The organism is Candidatus Krumholzibacteriia bacterium, assembly GCA_035649275.1.
Lineage (GTDB): Bacteria > Krumholzibacteriota > Krumholzibacteriia.
Map to the genome: position 1 here is coordinate 1 of DASRJW010000036.1, position 17,442 is coordinate 17,442.

At 67.8% G+C, this 17,442-nt stretch carries 14 protein-coding genes; 3 read left to right on the top strand and 11 right to left on the bottom strand.

Going from position 1 to position 17,442, the window contains the following annotated elements:
• Nucleotides 1–27: 27 nt before the first annotated feature.
• The 4 genes from VFE28_03555 to VFE28_03570 all read right to left on the bottom strand — a co-directional run bounded on the left by VFE28_03555 (nucleotide 28) and on the right by VFE28_03570 (nucleotide 4,955).
• On the bottom strand, nucleotides 28–717 hold the full coding sequence (locus tag VFE28_03555; protein ID HZM15055.1) for a hypothetical protein: 690 nt from the start codon (nucleotides 715–717) through the stop codon (nucleotides 28–30).
• 25 nt (nucleotides 718–742) lie between these two features.
• Complete coding sequence (locus tag VFE28_03560; GenBank protein ID HZM15056.1) at nucleotides 743–3,175, bottom strand: hypothetical protein; 2,433 nt, start codon at nucleotides 3,173–3,175, stop codon at nucleotides 743–745.
• A gap of 1 nt (nucleotide 3,176) precedes the next feature.
• Nucleotides 3,177–4,040 (bottom strand): 16S rRNA (adenine(1518)-N(6)/adenine(1519)-N(6))-dimethyltransferase RsmA, encoded by an 864-nt coding sequence (rsmA, locus tag VFE28_03565; GenBank protein HZM15057.1) that lies wholly within the window; start codon nucleotides 4,038–4,040, stop codon nucleotides 3,177–3,179.
• A 135-nt stretch (nucleotides 4,041–4,175) separates the two neighbouring features.
• Nucleotides 4,176–4,955: a TatD family hydrolase gene (locus tag VFE28_03570; GenBank protein HZM15058.1), complete on the bottom strand. Its 780-nt coding sequence runs from the start codon at nucleotides 4,953–4,955 to the stop codon at nucleotides 4,176–4,178.
• Between the two features lie 252 nt (nucleotides 4,956–5,207).
• On the opposite strand from VFE28_03570, the gene VFE28_03575 reads away from it, so the two are divergent.
• The gene (locus VFE28_03575) at nucleotides 5,208–6,818 is read left to right on the top strand and encodes a hypothetical protein (GenBank protein HZM15059.1); all 1,611 of its coding nucleotides are present in this window, start codon (nucleotides 5,208–5,210) and stop codon (nucleotides 6,816–6,818) included.
• A 52-nt stretch (nucleotides 6,819–6,870) separates the two neighbouring features.
• Complete coding sequence (locus tag VFE28_03580) at nucleotides 6,871–7,860, top strand: NHL repeat-containing protein (protein ID HZM15060.1); 990 nt, start codon at nucleotides 6,871–6,873, stop codon at nucleotides 7,858–7,860.
• A gap of 66 nt (nucleotides 7,861–7,926) precedes the next feature.
• Here VFE28_03580 and VFE28_03585 read toward each other — a convergent pair whose 3' ends face one another.
• From VFE28_03585 to VFE28_03600, 4 genes are all read right to left on the bottom strand, one after another.
• Nucleotides 7,927–8,118, bottom strand: a complete 192-nt coding sequence (locus tag VFE28_03585) for a hypothetical protein (protein HZM15061.1) — start codon at nucleotides 8,116–8,118, stop codon at nucleotides 7,927–7,929.
• Between the two features lie 786 nt (nucleotides 8,119–8,904).
• Complete coding sequence (locus VFE28_03590) at nucleotides 8,905–9,108, bottom strand: hypothetical protein (protein HZM15062.1); 204 nt, start codon at nucleotides 9,106–9,108, stop codon at nucleotides 8,905–8,907.
• A gap of 215 nt (nucleotides 9,109–9,323) precedes the next feature.
• Nucleotides 9,324–10,868, bottom strand: a complete 1,545-nt coding sequence (metG, locus tag VFE28_03595) for a methionine--tRNA ligase (protein HZM15063.1) — start codon at nucleotides 10,866–10,868, stop codon at nucleotides 9,324–9,326.
• 8 nt (nucleotides 10,869–10,876) lie between these two features.
• Nucleotides 10,877–12,220: a hypothetical protein gene (locus tag VFE28_03600; protein ID HZM15064.1), complete on the bottom strand. Its 1,344-nt coding sequence runs from the start codon at nucleotides 12,218–12,220 to the stop codon at nucleotides 10,877–10,879.
• A gap of 243 nt (nucleotides 12,221–12,463) precedes the next feature.
• Between VFE28_03600 and VFE28_03605 the strand changes: the two genes are divergently transcribed.
• Entirely contained in the window at nucleotides 12,464–14,251 is a 1,788-nt protein-coding gene (locus VFE28_03605) for a hypothetical protein (GenBank protein ID HZM15065.1), read from the top strand.
• Nucleotides 14,252–14,272: 21 nt separating this feature from the next.
• On the opposite strand, the gene VFE28_03610 is transcribed toward VFE28_03605, so the two are convergent.
• From VFE28_03610 to VFE28_03620, 3 genes are read right to left on the bottom strand one after another with little or no spacing between them, the layout of a single operon-like run.
• Nucleotides 14,273–15,175, bottom strand: coding sequence for a phosphotransferase (locus VFE28_03610; protein ID HZM15066.1), 903 nt, complete (start codon nucleotides 15,173–15,175; stop codon nucleotides 14,273–14,275).
• Between the two features lie 34 nt (nucleotides 15,176–15,209).
• Nucleotides 15,210–16,496, bottom strand: a complete 1,287-nt coding sequence (locus VFE28_03615) for a peptidoglycan DD-metalloendopeptidase family protein (GenBank protein HZM15067.1) — start codon at nucleotides 16,494–16,496, stop codon at nucleotides 15,210–15,212.
• 2 nt (nucleotides 16,497–16,498) lie between these two features.
• Nucleotides 16,499–17,371, bottom strand: coding sequence for a permease-like cell division protein FtsX (locus VFE28_03620; GenBank protein ID HZM15068.1), 873 nt, complete (start codon nucleotides 17,369–17,371; stop codon nucleotides 16,499–16,501).
• Nucleotides 17,372–17,442: the final 71 nt, after the last annotated feature.

The window sequence follows — 17,442 nt, forward strand, 5'->3', positions numbered from 1 at the left end:
CGCTCCCCAGGGCTGTAGCTGTTCGCTTCAGGGCCCCACGAATGCCCGGAGAGTTCCCATCGTGCCGATGATGGTGACTCCCGGCACCGCGAGGGGGCTTCGGTCTTCCCACCTCAAGAGTGTCCAAAAGTTCCTGGCACCGCCGGTGAGGTCCCATTTGGCCGTCCCGGCGTAGTGGTCGATCCGCTGCACCGGTGGATCTCCCCGCTCGTACGTGAGCGCGAGCTGGTAGTTCACGTCGTACCTCGTCAGGTCGGGCGTGGACGGAAAGCTGGGGTCCACCGTGAAGCGCGGGAAGTCCAGCTCCACCTTTTGGAGGCTGTCCCCCGACGCTTCCAGAAGGGTGAGCATAAACTGGACCTCCCGGCCTTTGTTCCAGCCCACGAAGAAACCAGGAGGCGCCTGGGCTTCCGCGCCTGGATCGGGAATATAGGTAAAGAGGCCCGGTTGGTCGGCGGGCTCCGGCGTCAGGCTCCTCTCGTAGTTCGGCTGCACCGTCCGCCCTTCCACGGCGGCCTCGATGTTGATCCGCACGACCTCCGGCGTCAGGGGCTCGAGGAACTCCGGCGGCGGCTTGCAGTTCGGATCGGTGTTCGGATTGCAGGGTGGCGGCGCCGTCCGCGGCGAGAAGCTGTCGCAGGCGCCGAGGCAAAGCAACACCACGGCAGCAAGGACCAAGAGCAGGAGCGATCCGCCGCGCTGCGCCACGTCTGGCAACCGGAGAAGCTCCTTTCGAAGCGTCTCAGAAGGTGTAGGAGAGGGTGGAGTTAACATTGTAATACACGGCTCGGTTCAGGCTGACGTTGAAGCTCTGGTTCCGCGTCAGCTCGGCATCGAGCTTGAGATCCCCCAGCTGGATGTTGGAGTTGAGACCCAGCGCCAGGTTGCCCCGGTCGGTGACCGAGGCGCCGATGGGCCGCCCGGCGAAGAAGTTGGTGCGGTGTTCCCGCGTGGAGACCTGCCTGGAAACGAAAGCGAGCTTGCCTCCCAGGATGAGATCGTAGTGCATGCCCAGCTCGATTTCATCCGTCTTGGTACGCGCCGAGGGGGCGAAGAAGCGCTCCGGCGAACGCGGCTGCTTGAGCAGGTAGTTGCCGTTGTCCTGCAGCCGGTAGTCGAAGCGGCCGTCGAGGGTGAGACGAGAGGTCATCTCGTACCGGAGCGACGTCTGCAGGAAGTGGTTGCGGTTCAAGGTGTCGCCAACCCGCGTGATTTCGTCGAAGACTTGGTCCACCACCTTGGAGGCGAGGCCGTAGAACTGCCGCACCGCGACGCGCGGCGTGATCTGGTAGTCGAAGGTCTGGCGGACGATGTACTCGGTCTCGTCCCGGCTGTCCCGTGAGCGCCGGGGGTCGATGAAGGCTTGGTCGAAGGTGCGCACATAGGCCTCCACCCACGCCTTGGCCTTGCTGCTGATCTGTCCGTCCAGTCGTGCCCCCAGCTGGGAGCGGAAGTCGTCGCGATCGCCGAGCCCCGCCGGGCCCGGGTGGGAGTAGAAGCCCTGTTGCAGCTCGATGTTGCCGTAGAGCCGCACTTTCATCGTGCCGGTGAGGCTCTGCAGGATCTCGGCGGTGAGCGTGCGCCCCTCGTCCTCCCGCGTCTGCGGGTTGAGGGGCTGCGTCGTGTTCTTGGGATCGTCCTTGTCGACATCGGCGCGCGTTCCCTCCAAGGTCAGACGCAGCTGGCCGTTCTTCCGGTAGCGCAAGGTCGTCCCCAGGTTCCAGCGCAGGCGCTGGGCGTCCTCGAACACGGTGGTGCGTAACAAGGCACTCACGGAATCGCGGGAGAGCTCGATACCATAGGTCGCCGACAGGAAGCGCCAGGGCTCGGCGCTACCATTCAGGCGGAGGGCGCGGGAAAAGCGCGTTTCCGTTTCGACGGCGAACTTGGTGGGGTCCTGGATGCTGCCCCCAGAGTTCCGCGACACGTCGGTGTAGGAGAACTCGGTGCGGCGCACCTGGAACTCCACGTTGAGCTGCGGGAAGCGCTTGCCGAGGGGCATGTCGACGCGGATGGCGAGAGTGTCGCCGGAGCTGGGCTGCGACGACTCCCCGCTCGAGCCCTGCGCCACGCTGAACACCTGGTCGTTCACCGCCCGCCCGTAACGGCCGCGCAGCTTGAGCCACGGTAGGCGGTCGAAGCCCATGCCGGCGCCCCAGGTGTTGCCCGTCGTCTGGGTGGAGCGGGCGCCCTGACCGGTGCTCTGGGTGTTCTGGATGGTCTGCTCGTCGCCGCTGTGGCTGCGGCCGTAGGAGGCGTTGACGCTGAGGCCGCGGAGGAGCGAGCGCGACAGGCCGGCGGAAAGCGCGGCGGTGCGGTTCTCGGTCAAGTCGGTGGCGCGTCCCGTGGTGGTGCGGGTCCCGAGGGAGGAACGGACCGTGCTGCCGGCGGAGAGGCCGAATTGGAGCCCCTGCCGCGGCAGCGGCACGGTGAGCGAGGTGCCGATGCTGTTCGTTTCGTTTTCCGAGTCCTGCGAGAGACGGAGCTCCTGGTCGCGCCCCAGGCTCGCCGACATGCTGATCCCGGAGCGATCGGCGAGCCCGGCCCCGAGGGAGGTGGTGAGACGCATGCGGTCGTTGGTGCTGTTCAGGCTCGATTGCAGCGTCGGCGAGAAGCCACGGTCCACGGCGACGACGGGCGTGCTCCCCGGTGCTCCCAGATTGCCGAACGGCGACGGAGTGGCGGTGGCGGTGGTGGAGTCCTGGGAAGTGCCGGCGGCCAGGCTGTCTTGACTCCCGGAACCGAAGCCCCCCAGGCCTGCACCAGCGCCGAGGGAATCGGCGGCAGCCGAGTCGGTCGCGGCCTGGGCGGGCGCCGGAGCCGACGGGGAAGCGGGAGCGGTACCCGGAGCTCCAGGCGCCGCCGTCCCGGGAGGAGACCCGGGCAAGCTTCCCGAGCGTGCCTGCTTGGCGAGGCGCGCCAGCAGCGACGGGTCGAAGACTCCGGACTCCGTGGCTTTTTTCAGCGCTTCCATGTCGGACGCGGCCTGAAGGCTGTCGCCGCTGGCGGGGCGCGTCTTCCAGGTGCTGAAGCGCTGCTCCCAGCGCTCGCCGCTCAAGCTGTCGCCACGGGTGCGGGCATAGCGATCGAGGGGCCACATGGCGACGGCGTGTCGCGGAACGCTGCAGAGGGCCAGCACCAGGAGGATTCCTGCTGTGCGGAAGGCAGCAGACACGTCAGACCTCCGCTCCAGAAGCCGCGCTCGCGGGCAACGCATGCAAGAGACGGACGAACTCGCCCACCTGCAGCGATTCCGGACGCCGCCCGAGGTCGAGAGCGGCGGCGTTGCCGCAGGCGGCCAGCGCGGCAGCATCGAGGCCGTAGAACTTTTTCAGCGTGTTGCGCAGCACCTTGCGGCGTTCGTTGAAGACGTGGCGCACGAGACGGACGTAGGCGGCGCGCTCGCCCCACGGCAAGGCGGGGCCGGCAGCGCGGGGCGTGAGGCGAAGAATGGCGGAATCCACGCGCGGCGGCGGCAAGAAGGCGCCCGGCTTCACCCGCGCCGCCAGGCGAACATCGTAGTACGCCTGCAGGATCGCGCTCGTGACCCCGTAGTCCTTCGTTCCTGGCGCGCTGCGAATCCGCTCCGCCACCTCGCGCTGCACCATGAGGACGGCTTGCTGCAAGCGGTCTTCCAACTCGAGGAGGCCGAACAGCACCGTGCTGGTCAGCTGATAGGGCAGGTTCCCGGCGACCGCGAGGCGTGGCGCGCCGAGACGCCGACGCAGCAACTCCAGATCGAGAGCGGCGAGATCCATGTGCAGGAGCTCGAAGCGCGGCCGCCCGCCCAGCTCGGCGCGGAGCAGTGCCGCCAGGCCGTCGTCCAGCTCCACCGCCACCACCTGCGCGCCGCCTTCGAGAAGCTGCTCGGTGAGCACTCCCGGGCCGGCGCCCAGATCGACGATCGCAGTCCCCGGCGCCGGAGCGATGGTCTGCACCAGCCGCTGCAGGACGCGCCGATCGACCAGGAAGTGCTGCCCCAGCTCCTTGCGGGGGCGCAAGCCATGGCGCTGCAAACGCTCCACGACCGGATGGGTCATGCGACCTCCGTCAGGCGCGAGAGCCGTGATGGCAGGGAGGCAGGCGCACCGGCCGGCCACTGCAACGGAGCTGGTCGGGGCGAGGGAAACCTCCGCAAGGCGGGCAATCGAGGCTAGCACCGGTTCCTCAGCGGGTCAAGACGACGGCCCGGCGGCGGGCCCGTCGAGGAAGCGGGCGAAGTTGCCGCTGGTGAGCGCCGCCACTTCGTCCAGGCCGAGCCCGAGCAGTTCTCCCAAGCGGCGGGCGATGATCTCGAGGTGCGCCGGCTCGTTGCGCTGGCCGCGGCGCGGGTGCGGGCTCAGATAGGGGGAGTCGGTTTCGAGCAGGAGCGACTGCCGCGGCAGCTCGAGGATGCGAGCTGCCAGCGGATGATTCTTGAAGGTGAGGAAACCGCCGATGCCGAAGAAGAATCCCTGTTGCTTCCCCAACGCCAGCAGCTCGGCGGAGCCGCCGAAGGCGTGCAGCACCAGGCGCAACCCCCCGGCCTCGGCGGCGAGGAGGCGAGCCATGTCGGCGTCGGATTCGCGGTTGTGCACCACCACCGGCAGGCCGTGACGCCGCGCCAGCTGCAAGTGCCGGCTCAAGGCCTGACGTTGCGTATCCCGCGGCGAGTGGTCGTAGTGATAGTCCAAGCCGGTTTCGCCCACCGCACCTGCCGCCTTGCTGGCGAGGAATGTCTCCAGCTCGGTTTCGACGCTGGGCTCGTAGGTGCTGGCGTCGTGCGGATGTACACCCACCGCGGCGACGACGTCGGGCTCCCTCAGCGCCAGGGCGACGGCGGCGCGGCTCGAGGCGAGATCGTAGCCGGGGCAAAGGAAGCGGCCTACGCCGACGGCCCGTGCGCGCATGAGGACCTGCTGCACGTCGGCGGTGAACTCGCTGCTGTTCAGATGGACGTGGCTGTCGACGAGCATCTTGGGAGCGGGGCTTGCGTGCCAGCGTGGCTTTCTGTCACGCTTTGAGCGATGCAGCACGGAGCCGCACGCTGGCGCGGAGGACACGCGCTTCCCTCGCTGGAGCCGCAGTATAGCCCACGGGGGCGCGCTGCGGCCCGGAGGCGTTCTCTTCCCGCCCCTCTCCGCCCCCGGGCGCTCCCTGCGGGCCTTCTTCTCTTCCTTCTTCTCTTCGCGGCCGGGGCGGGACACGCCGCCAACGGACCCGGCCAGGTGCTGCGCGATTACCTGCGCGCCCGCTTGCAGGGGGATCTCGCCGCCGCGGAGAAGCTCTGGGACCCCCGTGACTTGCGCCGCACCGGCGCCCTCGGCATCACCTTCCCGGATGTGGAAGCCAGCTACGACGACTCCTGGATGCTGAGCGCCGCGGCACGCAAGAGTCTGGCGGAGCGCGTGAAGCCGGTGCTGCGCGACAGCGTCGTCAGTGCGGTCGGGACGCGTTTCAGCGTGGTCCTGGAACCGCGCGGCAGCGGCGCCCGGGACACCTTGAGCTATCTGGTGCAGCAAGTGGATGGGGAGTGGCGGGTGACGCCTCCCTATCTGGAAGCGAGCCGCGAGTGGACGCGCCGGGAGAGCCGCTTCCTGCGCTTGCGCGCCAAGAAACTGGTGCAGGTGAGCCAGCATGCCCTGACCGCGGTGGACGACGACATCGCCGGGCTCTTGGCGCAGCTGGGGGCGCCGCCAGCTGCAGTGCTGCGCCTGGAGCGCATCAAGCTCGAGTACTACCTGGGGGAGAACGATGACGACCTGCGCGCTCTGGTGGGCGCCGTGGGTCACGCCGGTTATCGGCCTTCGGGCGGCCGCGTGGTGGCGCGAGAGATGCCGGACATGGCGGCGATCGCGCGCCTGGTCGTGCACCTGACCCTGCGCAACGCGCCGCTGCAGAACGAGCCGATGTTCGTCGACGGCCTGGCGGCGGCGCTCGGGGGCAACTCGGAGCTGAACGCCGCCGTGTACCTGCAGCGCGCCCGCGACCTGTGCCGCCGCGAGCCGGCGCGGCTCGAGACGCCTTTCGGCGCCGCGGTCACGCCGGCCGAGGCGCTGCCCACCGAAGCCGTGTGGGATCGCGTCTTGCTCGACGAGCTCGGTGGGGCCAAGTTCCAGGAGCTCCTGCGCGCCACCGCGGGGAAGGCCCCCGAGGCGGGGCCGCGCAACGCCGCAGCGCGCCGCGCCATCGAGAAAGCCTTGGGACAGAGTGGCCCAGCCCTGTTGCAGCGCCTGCAGCAGCGTCTGGCGACGTATCCGCCCACCATCCGGCCGGGGTGCGAAAAGTGGCCGACCGAGATCCCCGGCCTGCAACCGATCCTGCGCTGGCGTGGCAGCGGCGAAGACTGGGGGCTCCTGGCCTACGAGGTCGGCGCCGATTACATCTTCACCATGGCGCCCTACGATGCGGCGCTGCCGAAGTGGATGCGCCACATGGTGGATTCCCTCTCTACGGCCTACGCCGGCGAGAAGGCCACGGTGGAGGTCGCCGAGGTGAAGCGCCCCAGTGGCGACCCGGTACCCATCGCCATGCTCGTGCGGGCCAAGCTGGAGGAGGACCTGGAGCCGTACGAGAGCACGCTGTTCACGAAGCATTTCCTGAACCGGGACTACAAGAACGATCTCTTCGGCCTCTTCATCACCCCGGACGACGTGCGCCTCTACGACTACACGCGCAACAAGCTCATCGCGGAGTATGTGGTGAAAATGGCAGCGCCAGGGGGACCGGTCTACTACGATGAGAAACCGGGTCACATCTGTTTCAACCTGGACAAGAAGTTCGCGCCGCGCTCGCTCACGTCGTATTACGTCTTCATCAACCAGCACACGGGCGAGTAGCGAAGCGCCGCTCCTTTCTCCCGCCGTCCATGCCTGCAGCCGCTGCCACACCGTGCTGGCGCGCGGCCGGCGGCAGCGACGTCTCCGTCACGGCGGCGCCACCACCGCGCCCGTCGCTCTCGCCACCGTGCTCACCTTGTGGCTCGTCGCTCCCCTCGCGGCGCAACCCCACTTCGTCGCCATCTGGGGCGCACGCGGCACCGGTCTCGGGCAGTTCGTCGCTCCCACGGGTGTGGCCGTCAATGCCGGCGACACACTCTATGTCGCCGACGCCTTCCTCGACCGCATCACCCTCTTCGACGGCGACGGCACGGCGCTCGTGGCCTGGAACCTGAGAGGCAGCGCCCCCGGCCAGCTGCGCGGACCCAGGGGTCTGGCCGTGGACGCCGGCGGCGACGTGTACGTCGCCGACAGCGGCAACCAACGCATCCAGCGTTTTCGTCGCGACGGCACCTTCATCGAGGTGTTCGGCGACAGCGGTTCCGCACCGGGACGGTTCCGGGGGCCCTACGGTCTGACCCTGACGCGGGACCGCCAGCTCTACGTCGCCGATCAAGGCAATGCCCGGGTGCAGCACTTCGACTGGAGCGAGTCGCCGCCGCGATTCGTGGGCGTGATCGGCGGCGGGACTGCGTTTTTCGTCTCTCCCACCAGCGTGGCGGTGGACTCCCTGGGATTCTTGTACGTCGCGGACCTGGATGGCCGCGAAATCGTGCAGTTCGATCCTGCCGGTCAGGAAGTGCGCCGGTTCCACGGCGAGGGTTCTTTCCCGGAGCTGCCGACGCCGCTCGGCGTCATTGTGGATGGCGAAGTGCTGCAGGTGACCGACGTTCTCAACGGCATCGTCGAAGCCTTCGACCGCTCCGGGACGCGCCTGTACGGCTGGCCTCCCGAGGGCTTGCCCGGACCCGGCCTCATGGCGATCGGCCCGCGCCGGCGCTTGTTCGTGAGCAGCGGTCAGGATGCGGTGATCTACGTCTACCAGCTGGCGGTGCCGGTGCAGTCCCACAGCTTCGGGGCGGTCAAGAGCCTGTTCCGATGAGAAGGAAAGCAGCGGTACCCGTCTACCGGGCTGGTCGACGGCACGGCGCGCCCGCTGAGCGCTCCTTTACGAGGAACCCACCTGGTACCACCAGCGCCGGATCTCGTCGCGCAGCGTGGTGAGATCCGTGGAAACGATGGTCTCGCCTCGACCATGCGCCCAGTCGAGCGGCACGGCGATGTAGATCCCGTCGCGTTCACGGATGTGATAACCGAGATAGATCTCCTCGAACCGTCTCTCTCTTTCGGAAAGCGTCACGCTCTGATCCCCGGGGCGGGGATGCTTGGAGCCCGGAGGCGTGGGCAACATCGTCCCGCAAAGCACGGCTCGTACCAGTCCCGGTTCTTTCGTGCCCTTGTTGTAATGCCGTATCGGGTCGAAGGTTGGCGTGGTCGGCGAGAGTGCGTCGCGGCCGTCTTCGCTGGTGGGCAGCCTACGAGTGTCAGAGTGGGACTCGACACTGCCGAGACCGAGACAACTTGACGCTCGACCGAGGCTCGATCCGGACCTTGGTTCGACGGAGTGATGGAGAGGATGTTGGGGAGGGGAGAAAGAAAAAAGATGTGGCGTGGCGAACCGGAGCCCGAACTGCGCCCCCAGGGTCAGGCCTTGATAACCCGGTTCATTCCACGCCACATTTTCGCATCGCTCGGCGTCGGCCACAGCCTTGTGAGCCGTGCTGCGTCCAAGGGTCGGTAGGTCCGCGCCGCACTTCCGTGTCGCGCTCTCGGTTTCCCCTAAGGCAGGCCTCGTACCAAGCCGGATAGATTTCGGCTCGGGGCCCGATTTCGTTGCAGGTCAACGGGTTGCTTTTGTGCAGCGGAACAGGCGCGGGGGGCGCTGGGACTCGAGCTGACAGGATGGAGCGGCGCAGGGCTGCGTCGCTGACGATTTGTCCGAGATGGGCCCGCACCCGGGGGATGACCGCGACAGGTGGGCACGTCCAAGGCCTCGCCACCGTCGCCAGCGCTTCGCCGACAGTCCGCGCCTCGTCTCGACCGCCGGTGGGTGGGCGCACCCCGTCGTTTGGGCGGGCGCACCCTCTCAGGTCGTGATCTGGTACCACCAGCGCCAGATCTTCCTTCGCATCACGGGCAAGGTTTCGGCTTCGAGGATATCTCCACGCCAGCCCCGGGGCACCGCGAGGTACCAACCGGCGATCTCCTGGATCGTGTAACCTAGATACACTTCTACGGCTTTCGCCTCGTGCATCTTCTTGAGCAACTCGGTGGCCAACATCGCGATCACCTCCTCCTTGCTCGCCTCGACCGTCGAGGCCCACAACCCTGCCATCGCACAAGGCGTACCAGCGCGGCCGCTGCCGTTCCGCCGCCTGCAATCCTTTCAATGCACGCTGGTTAGCCAGGGTTCCTGCATCGACCCGGTGGTAGCCGACACGGTGCCAGCGTCTTATGCCGACACAGTCGGAGGTGCCGATTTGACATAGGACGGGAGGGGGCGGCTCAGCTCTCGAGGCGGGGGAAAAGGCTGGAGCCTGGCGCCACACGCAGCCAGGTGCGCGGCGGGCCCCGGAATTCCTCGGCATAGAGCAGTCGCCCCACATCGTCCGGCAGACCGAGCTGGCGCCGCATCTCCGCGGCCTTCGTCGGCATCGCCGGGACGATCATGACGCTGACATGGCGCAGCACTTCCAGGAGGTTGCGCAGCACCGCTCCCAAGCGTGTCGTCGCCTCGGGTTTTTTCGCCAGCTCCCAGGGCTTGGTTTCCTCGATGTAACGGTTGGCGGACTGGATGGTGCTCCAGGCGGAGCCGAGGGCGGCGTGGATGGTGAAGCTCTCCACGTGCGTCAGGTACTCCGTCGTGGCGCGCGCCAGGACGCCGAGGAGCGTGGCATCCCGCGGCTCCGCCGCCTCGGCCCCCTCGAAGGGCGGCACCTCACCGCCGCAGTAGCGCTGCACCATGGCGAGGGTGCGCGCCAGGAGGTTCCCCAGATCGTTGGCGAGATCGGCGTTGTAACGCTCGGTGTAGGTGGTCCAGGAGAAATCACCGTCGCGGTCGAACGGCACCTCGCGGAGGAAGAGGTAACGGCAGCCGTCGGCGCCGAAGCGCTGCACCACGTCTTGCGGCGCGATGACGTTGCCGAGCGTCTTGGACATGCGTTCGCCGTCCACCGAGACGAAGCCGTGACCCCAGACGGAGCGCGGCAAGGCGACGCCGGCGCTCATGAGCATGGCCGGCCAGATGATGCAGTGGAAGCGGGTGATGTCCTTGCCGATGACATGCAGGTCGCAGGGCCAGTAACGGTGCACCAGACCCTGGGCGTCGTCGGGAAAGCCCAGGGCCGAGATGTAGTTGATCAGGGCGTCGAACCAGACGTAGACCACGTGGCTCGGGTCGATGGGAAGCGGGATCCCCCACTCCACGCCGCTGCGGGAGACGGAGATGTCTTCCAGCCCACCGTCGATGACGGCGAGCACCTCGTTGCGCCGGATCTCGGGCAGCACGAACTCGGGATGCTCGCTGATGTGGCGGCGCAAGCGGTCACCGAAGCGCGAGAGGGCGAAGAAGTAGTTCTCCTCCACCAGCCAGCGCGGGATGCTCTTGTGCAGCGGACACCGGCCCTCCACCAGGTCCTTCTCCTGCTTGAAGCTCTCGCAGGAGTCGCAATAGTAGCCCTCGTACTTGCCCTTGTAGATGTCGCCGGCGGCATGGATGGCGGCGAAAAGGGCCCGCACCGCCTGGTGATGGCGCTCCTCGGTGGTGCGGATGAAATCGTCGAAGGAAAGGCCCAGCAGGGTCCAGACCTCGCGGAAGCGCGTCTCCATGCGCTCGCAGTAAGCCAGCGGCGTCAAGCCTTCAGCGGCGGCCGCGCGGGCGACGTTGACGCTGTGCTCGTCGTTGCCCATGAGAAAACGGGTGTCGTAGCCGAGCATCCGGCGCGAGCGGGCGATGAAGTCGGCGGCGATCTTCTCGTAGGCCGTGCCGATGTGCGGGCTGGCGTTGACGTAGTCGATGGCGGTGGTGAGGTAGAACTTGGGACTCGCCATGGCTTTCCCTAGGCTCGCGCCGTCTGCTGGCGCGCGGCGCGGCTCTCCCGCGCCAGGCCGAGGAAGAGGGCGCTCAGGGTGAGCTCGCCGTGGGCGTAGCCGGCGATCTGCCGCTCCGCGAGCTGCGTTTGCTGCACCATGCGCCGCAACGCCAGGGCGTCGAAGCTCTGCGCCAATTGCTGCAACTCGGCGCGGCGGTCCTCGTGGACGAGCCGCGGCCGGCCGCTGGATGCCGCCCCAGCAGGCGCTTCGGCCGCGGCGCTCTTCGCCTTGCCCGCTGCCGCCGGCGTTGCCGCCGCGTTCGCCGCCGCCCTGTTGCCGCGCACGCTCCGAGCCGCCGCCGGCGCGGGCTCCACCTGGACGGCGCCTTCGGCCAGGAGCATTGCATCCCGCGCCAGGGAAGCCAGGATCTGCAGCAACACCGGAAACAGATGGCGATGTCCGGCGGCGTAGCCCCGTGCCGTGGCATGGGCGACTTGCAGGAGCTCCAGGGCGTCGCCCTGTGCCGCCGCCTGCAGGATGGCGAGGGCACGGTCGCGCACCTCGCGCAGCACGCCGGTGAGCGAGCGCTCGGCGACGAGCATGCTTCCCTGCGATAAGTAGGCTGCGGCGCGCGCCTCCATCGCTTCCACGCCATGAAGGATCTGCAAACGCGGCACCATCCACTCCGGCGAGAGAGGCGCGAAGGAAAGGCGCTGGCAACGTGAACGGATGGTGGGCAGCAAGCGTTCGGGGACGCTGCTCGTCAGCACCAAGAGACAATCGGCGGGCGGTTCCTCCAGCGTCTTGAGCAGCACGTTGCCGATGCCGAAGGCCATCTGCTCGGCGTCGGAGAGAATCACCACCTTCATGCGCGCCTCCACCGGCCGGCGCTGCACGGCAGGGAGCACGACATCGCGGAGCACTTCCGCCTGAATCCCCACCGGACGCTCGAACACCGGCTTGAAGTACGGATCCCGCGCTTTGGCGGCAAGCACCTCGACGATGGCGCCGAACTCGTGCCCCCCACGCCAGTCCTGCGGCAGCTCGAACCCGGGCTTCGCTGTTAGTTCCCAGAAGCCCGTGGGCACCGGGAAGACGAGGTGGAGATCGGGATGCTGCAGGTTGCGGAAGCGCCGGCAGGACGAGCAAGCCGCGCCGTCTGCCTCGACCGGAGGCGAGTGGAAGAGGCCGCGCGGCGCGCAGGCACCTTCGCGCTCGCAGTTGAGCAGCCGGCCAATCTCGACCGCCAGCGCCTCCTTGCCGACGCCGGCTGGACCGTCGAAGAGGAAGGACCCTGCGAGCTTGTACTTCAGGAACACTTCCTGGAGGATTTTCTGCGCGCGGGGCTGACCGAAGTCTCCGAGCTGCATGGGCGCATCCCTGGTCCAGAGTGAAGGTCGCCGCGCCGAGCGACGACGAGCGTCCTAGGATACGGGCGCCCGCCCTGGCCCACAAGCGGCATGGTGTGCGAGTACGCGTCGCAGTCGAAGGGGCGGCACCGCGTTGTCGTCGATGGGCGCGCACCGCGGTGCCGTCGCTCCGCGCGCGCCGGCGTGGGTATAATCCCGTCGCCCATTGCCCGCATCCGGACGCAGCGATGACGAGAGAGGCTCATGGCAGAGACGCGCCCTGGTTCGAAGAAACGCCGCCATGAGGTGACCCCCGCAGCTGGCGCCACGCCGCCGTCAGCCGTCGCCTCGCCGCCGGCGGACGCGTCGCATCAGGCCCAGGATTCCGCCCTGGTCTGGGTGCCGGCGGTCGCCGTCCTGCTCGGGGCCGGAGTCTGGCTCCTGGTACGGGCGCACGGGTACACCGCCTGGACCGACGACGACGCCTTCATTTCCTTCCGTTATGCGCGCAACTTGGCCACTGGGAACGGTCTCGTCTACAACGTCGGCGAGCGTGTCGAAGGCTACACGAACTTCTTGTGGACCGTGCTCCTGGCGTCTCTCCGCCACCTCGACACCGACCTGCCCCGGGTGGCGAGCTGGTTGGGGCGCGCCTTCGCCCTCGCGACTCCGGCACTCCTCTTCCTGGGGACGACACGTCTCGGCGTCTTGCAAGCACCGGCCAGCCTTCCCGTCTCGGCGCGCTGGTTTCTCGCCGCGCTCGCGCCACTTCTCCTCTGCCTCTCCGAACCCTGGGCAGCCTGGGCGGTGGGCGGCCTCGAGAACGTGTTCAGCGCTTTCCTGGTCACGGCGGCATACCTGAGTTATCTCTGGGTGCTGGAAGAGCAGACCGTGCAGGCCGCGATGAGCGCCACAGGCTCCGATGCCTCGGCGAGCGCTCCGGCGCCGACGGCGGCGTGGCCACGAGGCACACTACTCCACCTCTGCGCACTCTCTCTCGCTCTCGCCGTTCTCAATCATCCTTCCAACCTGCTCTTCGCCATGCCGATCGCCGTGGACGCACTGCTCCGGAGCGGCGGGCGCCAGGAGCGTCGCGCTCTGCTGCCGCCGCTGCTCCTCTTCCTCGCTCTCGTCGGCACTTGGGTGCTCTGGAGGTGGGTCTACTACGGCGACTGGTTGCCCAACACCTTTCACGCCAAGGTGGGCTTCACGCGCTTCGTCCTCGCCCGCGGCCTGCGTTTCCTCCTGTTGGCGCTGAAGGCGTTGCCGGTGGCGGCGGCGGCCGTCGCTGTTCTCGCGCTGCTCCTCGCCAGGGCCCGGCGGCCGCTTCACCCAGCGTGGCTCTTCGTCGCGGCGGTGCTCTTGCACGCGCTCTACGTTCTCGCCGTCGGCGGCGAGGAGTTCCCGGCGCTCCGAATGTTCGTGGTGGAATTGCCCTTGCTCGTGCTGGTCCTGCAGCTGCTGGCGAACCGGCTCTGCAGCTTCCTCGCTGGTCGCCCTGCGGCGTTGCAAGGTGTGGTGGTCGTGCTCGTCGTGGCGGTGCTCACGGGCGCCCACGCTGCTTTCCTCCATGCGAGCCCGCGTGTCCGCGTGCTGGACCAGCCAGTACGCCAGTACCGTACCGCCCTGTCCCGCGCGGCAGCAGAGCGCCTGCGGGCACTGTTGCCCGCCGAAACGCTTTTCGCCCACAGCGGCGCCGGGCTCCTGGCCTATTACACCAACTTCCGCTGGATCGACACCCTGGGCCTCACGGATAGGACCATCGCGCGCCGGAAGCTGGACAGCATGGGCAAGGGGGCCGCGGGGCACGAGAAGGGCGACGGCGCCTACGTATGGTCACGCCAGCCGGACTACGTGATGTTTCCTGGTTATCCGATCTCGGATGCGAAGCCGAGCACCCGGGGCGACCTCGAGCTCTTCGCCATCCCCGAGTTCCGCAGCACCTACCGTTCGGTGCGCCTACTCTTCGAGTTCCAGGGACCCCACGACGATGTGCCGCGCCAGCACTATCTCTTCCTCTGGGAGCGCCTGCCGTCCAAGCCGCAGCCCTGAGCGTCGGCGCGCGGTGGAAGCTTATCGTGAGTACCTCTCTCCGTGAACGGCGCCGGCGCAGAGGCCGAGGGCACGAATGCCGGCACGGACGTACTCCTGCCGGCCTGTTTCGCGGCCAAAAGTCACGTCCGCCACACCTCTGCAAGCGCCGAGGAAACGGGCGCGAGACATGACCCCAGCGTCGATCGGAGGAACATACGTTGCCAGCACGGCCTGCACGAGGGCCTCGCCGCCCCAGTGAAAGACGCCGGCGAGGTCGGCGGCAGGATCGCCGATGGCGATATCGCTCCAGTCGACGATGCCCGTGATCGACTGGGTCGCCGGATCCAACAAGATGTGTTCGGCGGCTAGATCATTGTGCACGAGAGTCGCCAGGGCACGAGGTGCTGTAGCGATGTCGCACCCGGACTGCAGAGTATGGTGCCACGCTTCGAGGGGCGCCTCGGGCGCCACCTTGCGGACCGACTCGAAATCGGCAATGGCCTCGGCCCGGATCTCGTCGAGCCGCGCCGCGATCGGCTGCTGCGGCACGCCGCAGCGAATCGCCTCGTCGACAGAGAAGGCGTGGAGCCAGGAGAGAAACCGCGCCAGCTTCGGGGCCAAGAGGTGGAAGGGAACGTTTGCGGGTTCCCACTGGATTCCCGGTACGCCGGGAAGCCGGGCGTAGCCGGCGAAGGGGCGGCGAAACGTGGCCGAAGGCAGGCCGTGGAAGCAGAAGACGGGAATCGGCAGGGGAGCCGTCGTGGCGAGGACAGGCAGGATCCGCGCTTCGACAGCGAGCTGGCGTTCCACCTCGGCCCGCTTGGGAAAGCGGAAGACCCAGGTATCGTTGACGAGGAAGGCGATGCTGTCGCAGCCCTCGCCCAAGGGAAGCACGGAGAGGGTGCCGAGGTGAGGAAACTGTGTCTCGATGATGCCGGCCACACGCCGAACATCCAGGGCGTCGCCGGTACCCACCTCAGGAGCCGAGCCACATCATGGGATCGAGAGCGGTGGCCTTGTCGCGGATCTCGAAATGCAGCTTGGGCCCCTCCAGCGAGCCGGTGTCGCCGACGCGAGCAATGGTCTGCCCCGGCTCGACCTCCTGCTTCTCGGCGACGAGTGCCTCCGACAGATGAGCGTACACGGTGTAGAAACCGGAACCGTGGTTGATGATGATGGTGCGCCCGTAGCCCTTCAACCACTGCACGTACTCGACCCGGCCGCGGGCGACGCTGCGCACAGGTTCGCCTTCGGCGGCGACGATATCGATGCCGCTGTTGAAGGTCTCCGTCTGGTGCCGGGGGTTGAGGTGCCGGCCGAAGCGGGTCGTCACCCGTCCGGCGACGGGCCAGGGCATCCGCCCGCGCAGGTCACGGAACCCGAGGTCCGGGAACTCCACGGTCTGACCGGAAGCCCGCAACTCCTCGCGGCGTCTCTCCAGGGTCGCGATCAGCCCTTGCAGCTGTTGCTCGGAGGCGGCGAGATCGCGGATCGACTTCTGGTGCTCGCCGCGTTGCCGGCGCACGCGCTGCAGCGTGCTCTGCCGCGCCTTTCTCCCGTCATCGAGGCGCTTTTTTTCTTCCTGGGTTTCCGTCGCCGTCGCCGACACGGCCGCGAGTTTCTCGGTGAGCTGGGCGCTCGTGCGTTTCAGATAGACTTCCTGCTGCCGAATCTCGAGGTACAGGCGCTCGTTGTTCCGCGCCAACATCTCCAGGTACTTGTAGTGCGTGAGCGCATCGCGCAGGTTGCTGGTGCGGAGCAAGACCTCGGCGGTGTTGGTGGTGCCGCGCATATGCATGGCGCGCAGCGTGCGGGCGAGGCGGCCCTTGCGTTCCGCCAAGATTTCCTCGGCGCGGGAGTGTTCGGCGCGAATGCCCTCGAGCTGTGCCTCCAGTCGCTGCCTCTTGGTTCCCAGCTGGCGCAGGAGGTCCGCGGTCAGGGCGACTTCTTTGTCGAGGATCTCCAGCTGCTCCAGCGTCCCCACTTCTTCTTTCTTCAGTTTCTGATCGCGCCGGCGCAGGTCCTTGATCTGGGAGCGCAGCTCTTGCAGATGCCCTTCCTGTGTCTGGATCTGCTTCTCGTAGGCTGCAAGCGAGTCGCGGACGGTGGCGGAGTCGGTGCTCTCGCTCTGGGCGCCGGCGCCGTGCAGTCCACCGCCAACGAAAGCGAGCCCGAAGGCGAGAGCCGAGGCAAGCGCGCGGAGGGAAGCGGGCGCGGAACGTCCCCTCGAATCCCTCCCTTTTCTGGCGCGTGTCGTCGACATGTTCAGATCCGCAGGAAGCGCCGCAGCGAGGTGAGGCTGCCGAAGGCGCTGACGATGGCGCAGAGGGCGACGAAGCCGGCGATCTGGCCGACATCGTAAAAAACCAGAGGGCCAACGAAGCGGGTGGCGTATCGTTGCACGGCCCAGAGCACCGCCATCGCCAGCCCAGCCGCCACGGCGCCTTGCAGCGCGCCCTCGACGACGAAGGGGACGCGGATGAACCAATCGGTGGCGCCGACCAGACGCATCACCTCGATGCTGCGTTCCCGTGTCATCACCGTGAGGCGCACGGTGTTGCCGACGACGAAAAGCGCCGAGGCCACCACCAGTGCTCCCAGCACCACGTCCAGCACCAGGAAGGCTTTGACATAGCGCTCCAGCCGCTCCACCCACTGGTCGCCGTAGCGCACTTCCTCGACGCCGGGGATCTCGCGCAGCCAGGCCGCCAGGAGCGCCAGTCGCTCCGAGGTCTGCGCTTCCTCCAGCAGGCGGATGCGCAGCGAAGCCGGCAGGGGGTTCTCGTCGAGGACGTCCAAGAGATCGCTGTCCTCGCCGAGCTGGGCGGTGAATTCCTTCAAGGCATCGTCTTTGGACACGAAGGACACGCTCGCCACGCCGTGGTGCTGGAGCAGCCGTTGCTCGATCTCCTGAATGCTGGCGGTGCCGAGATCCTCCTCCAGGAAAGCGACGATCTCGATCTCGTTCTGGAACGTCCGCGCCACGGCGTGCAGATTGATCGTGATCAAGGTGAAGAGGGCGAGCATGGTGAGGGCCACGCTCATGATCAGGGTCGAGACCAGGCTCACCCCTTTGAGGCGCTGGAAGGAGCGCAGCAGCTCGCGAAACAGGTAACGGACCTGGCTGTCGGTGAACATGGACTCGAGTCTCCGCGTTTGCCTGCCAGCGCGCTGCTTCGCTCCGGCCGGTCGCTGCGCTTCACTCCCCT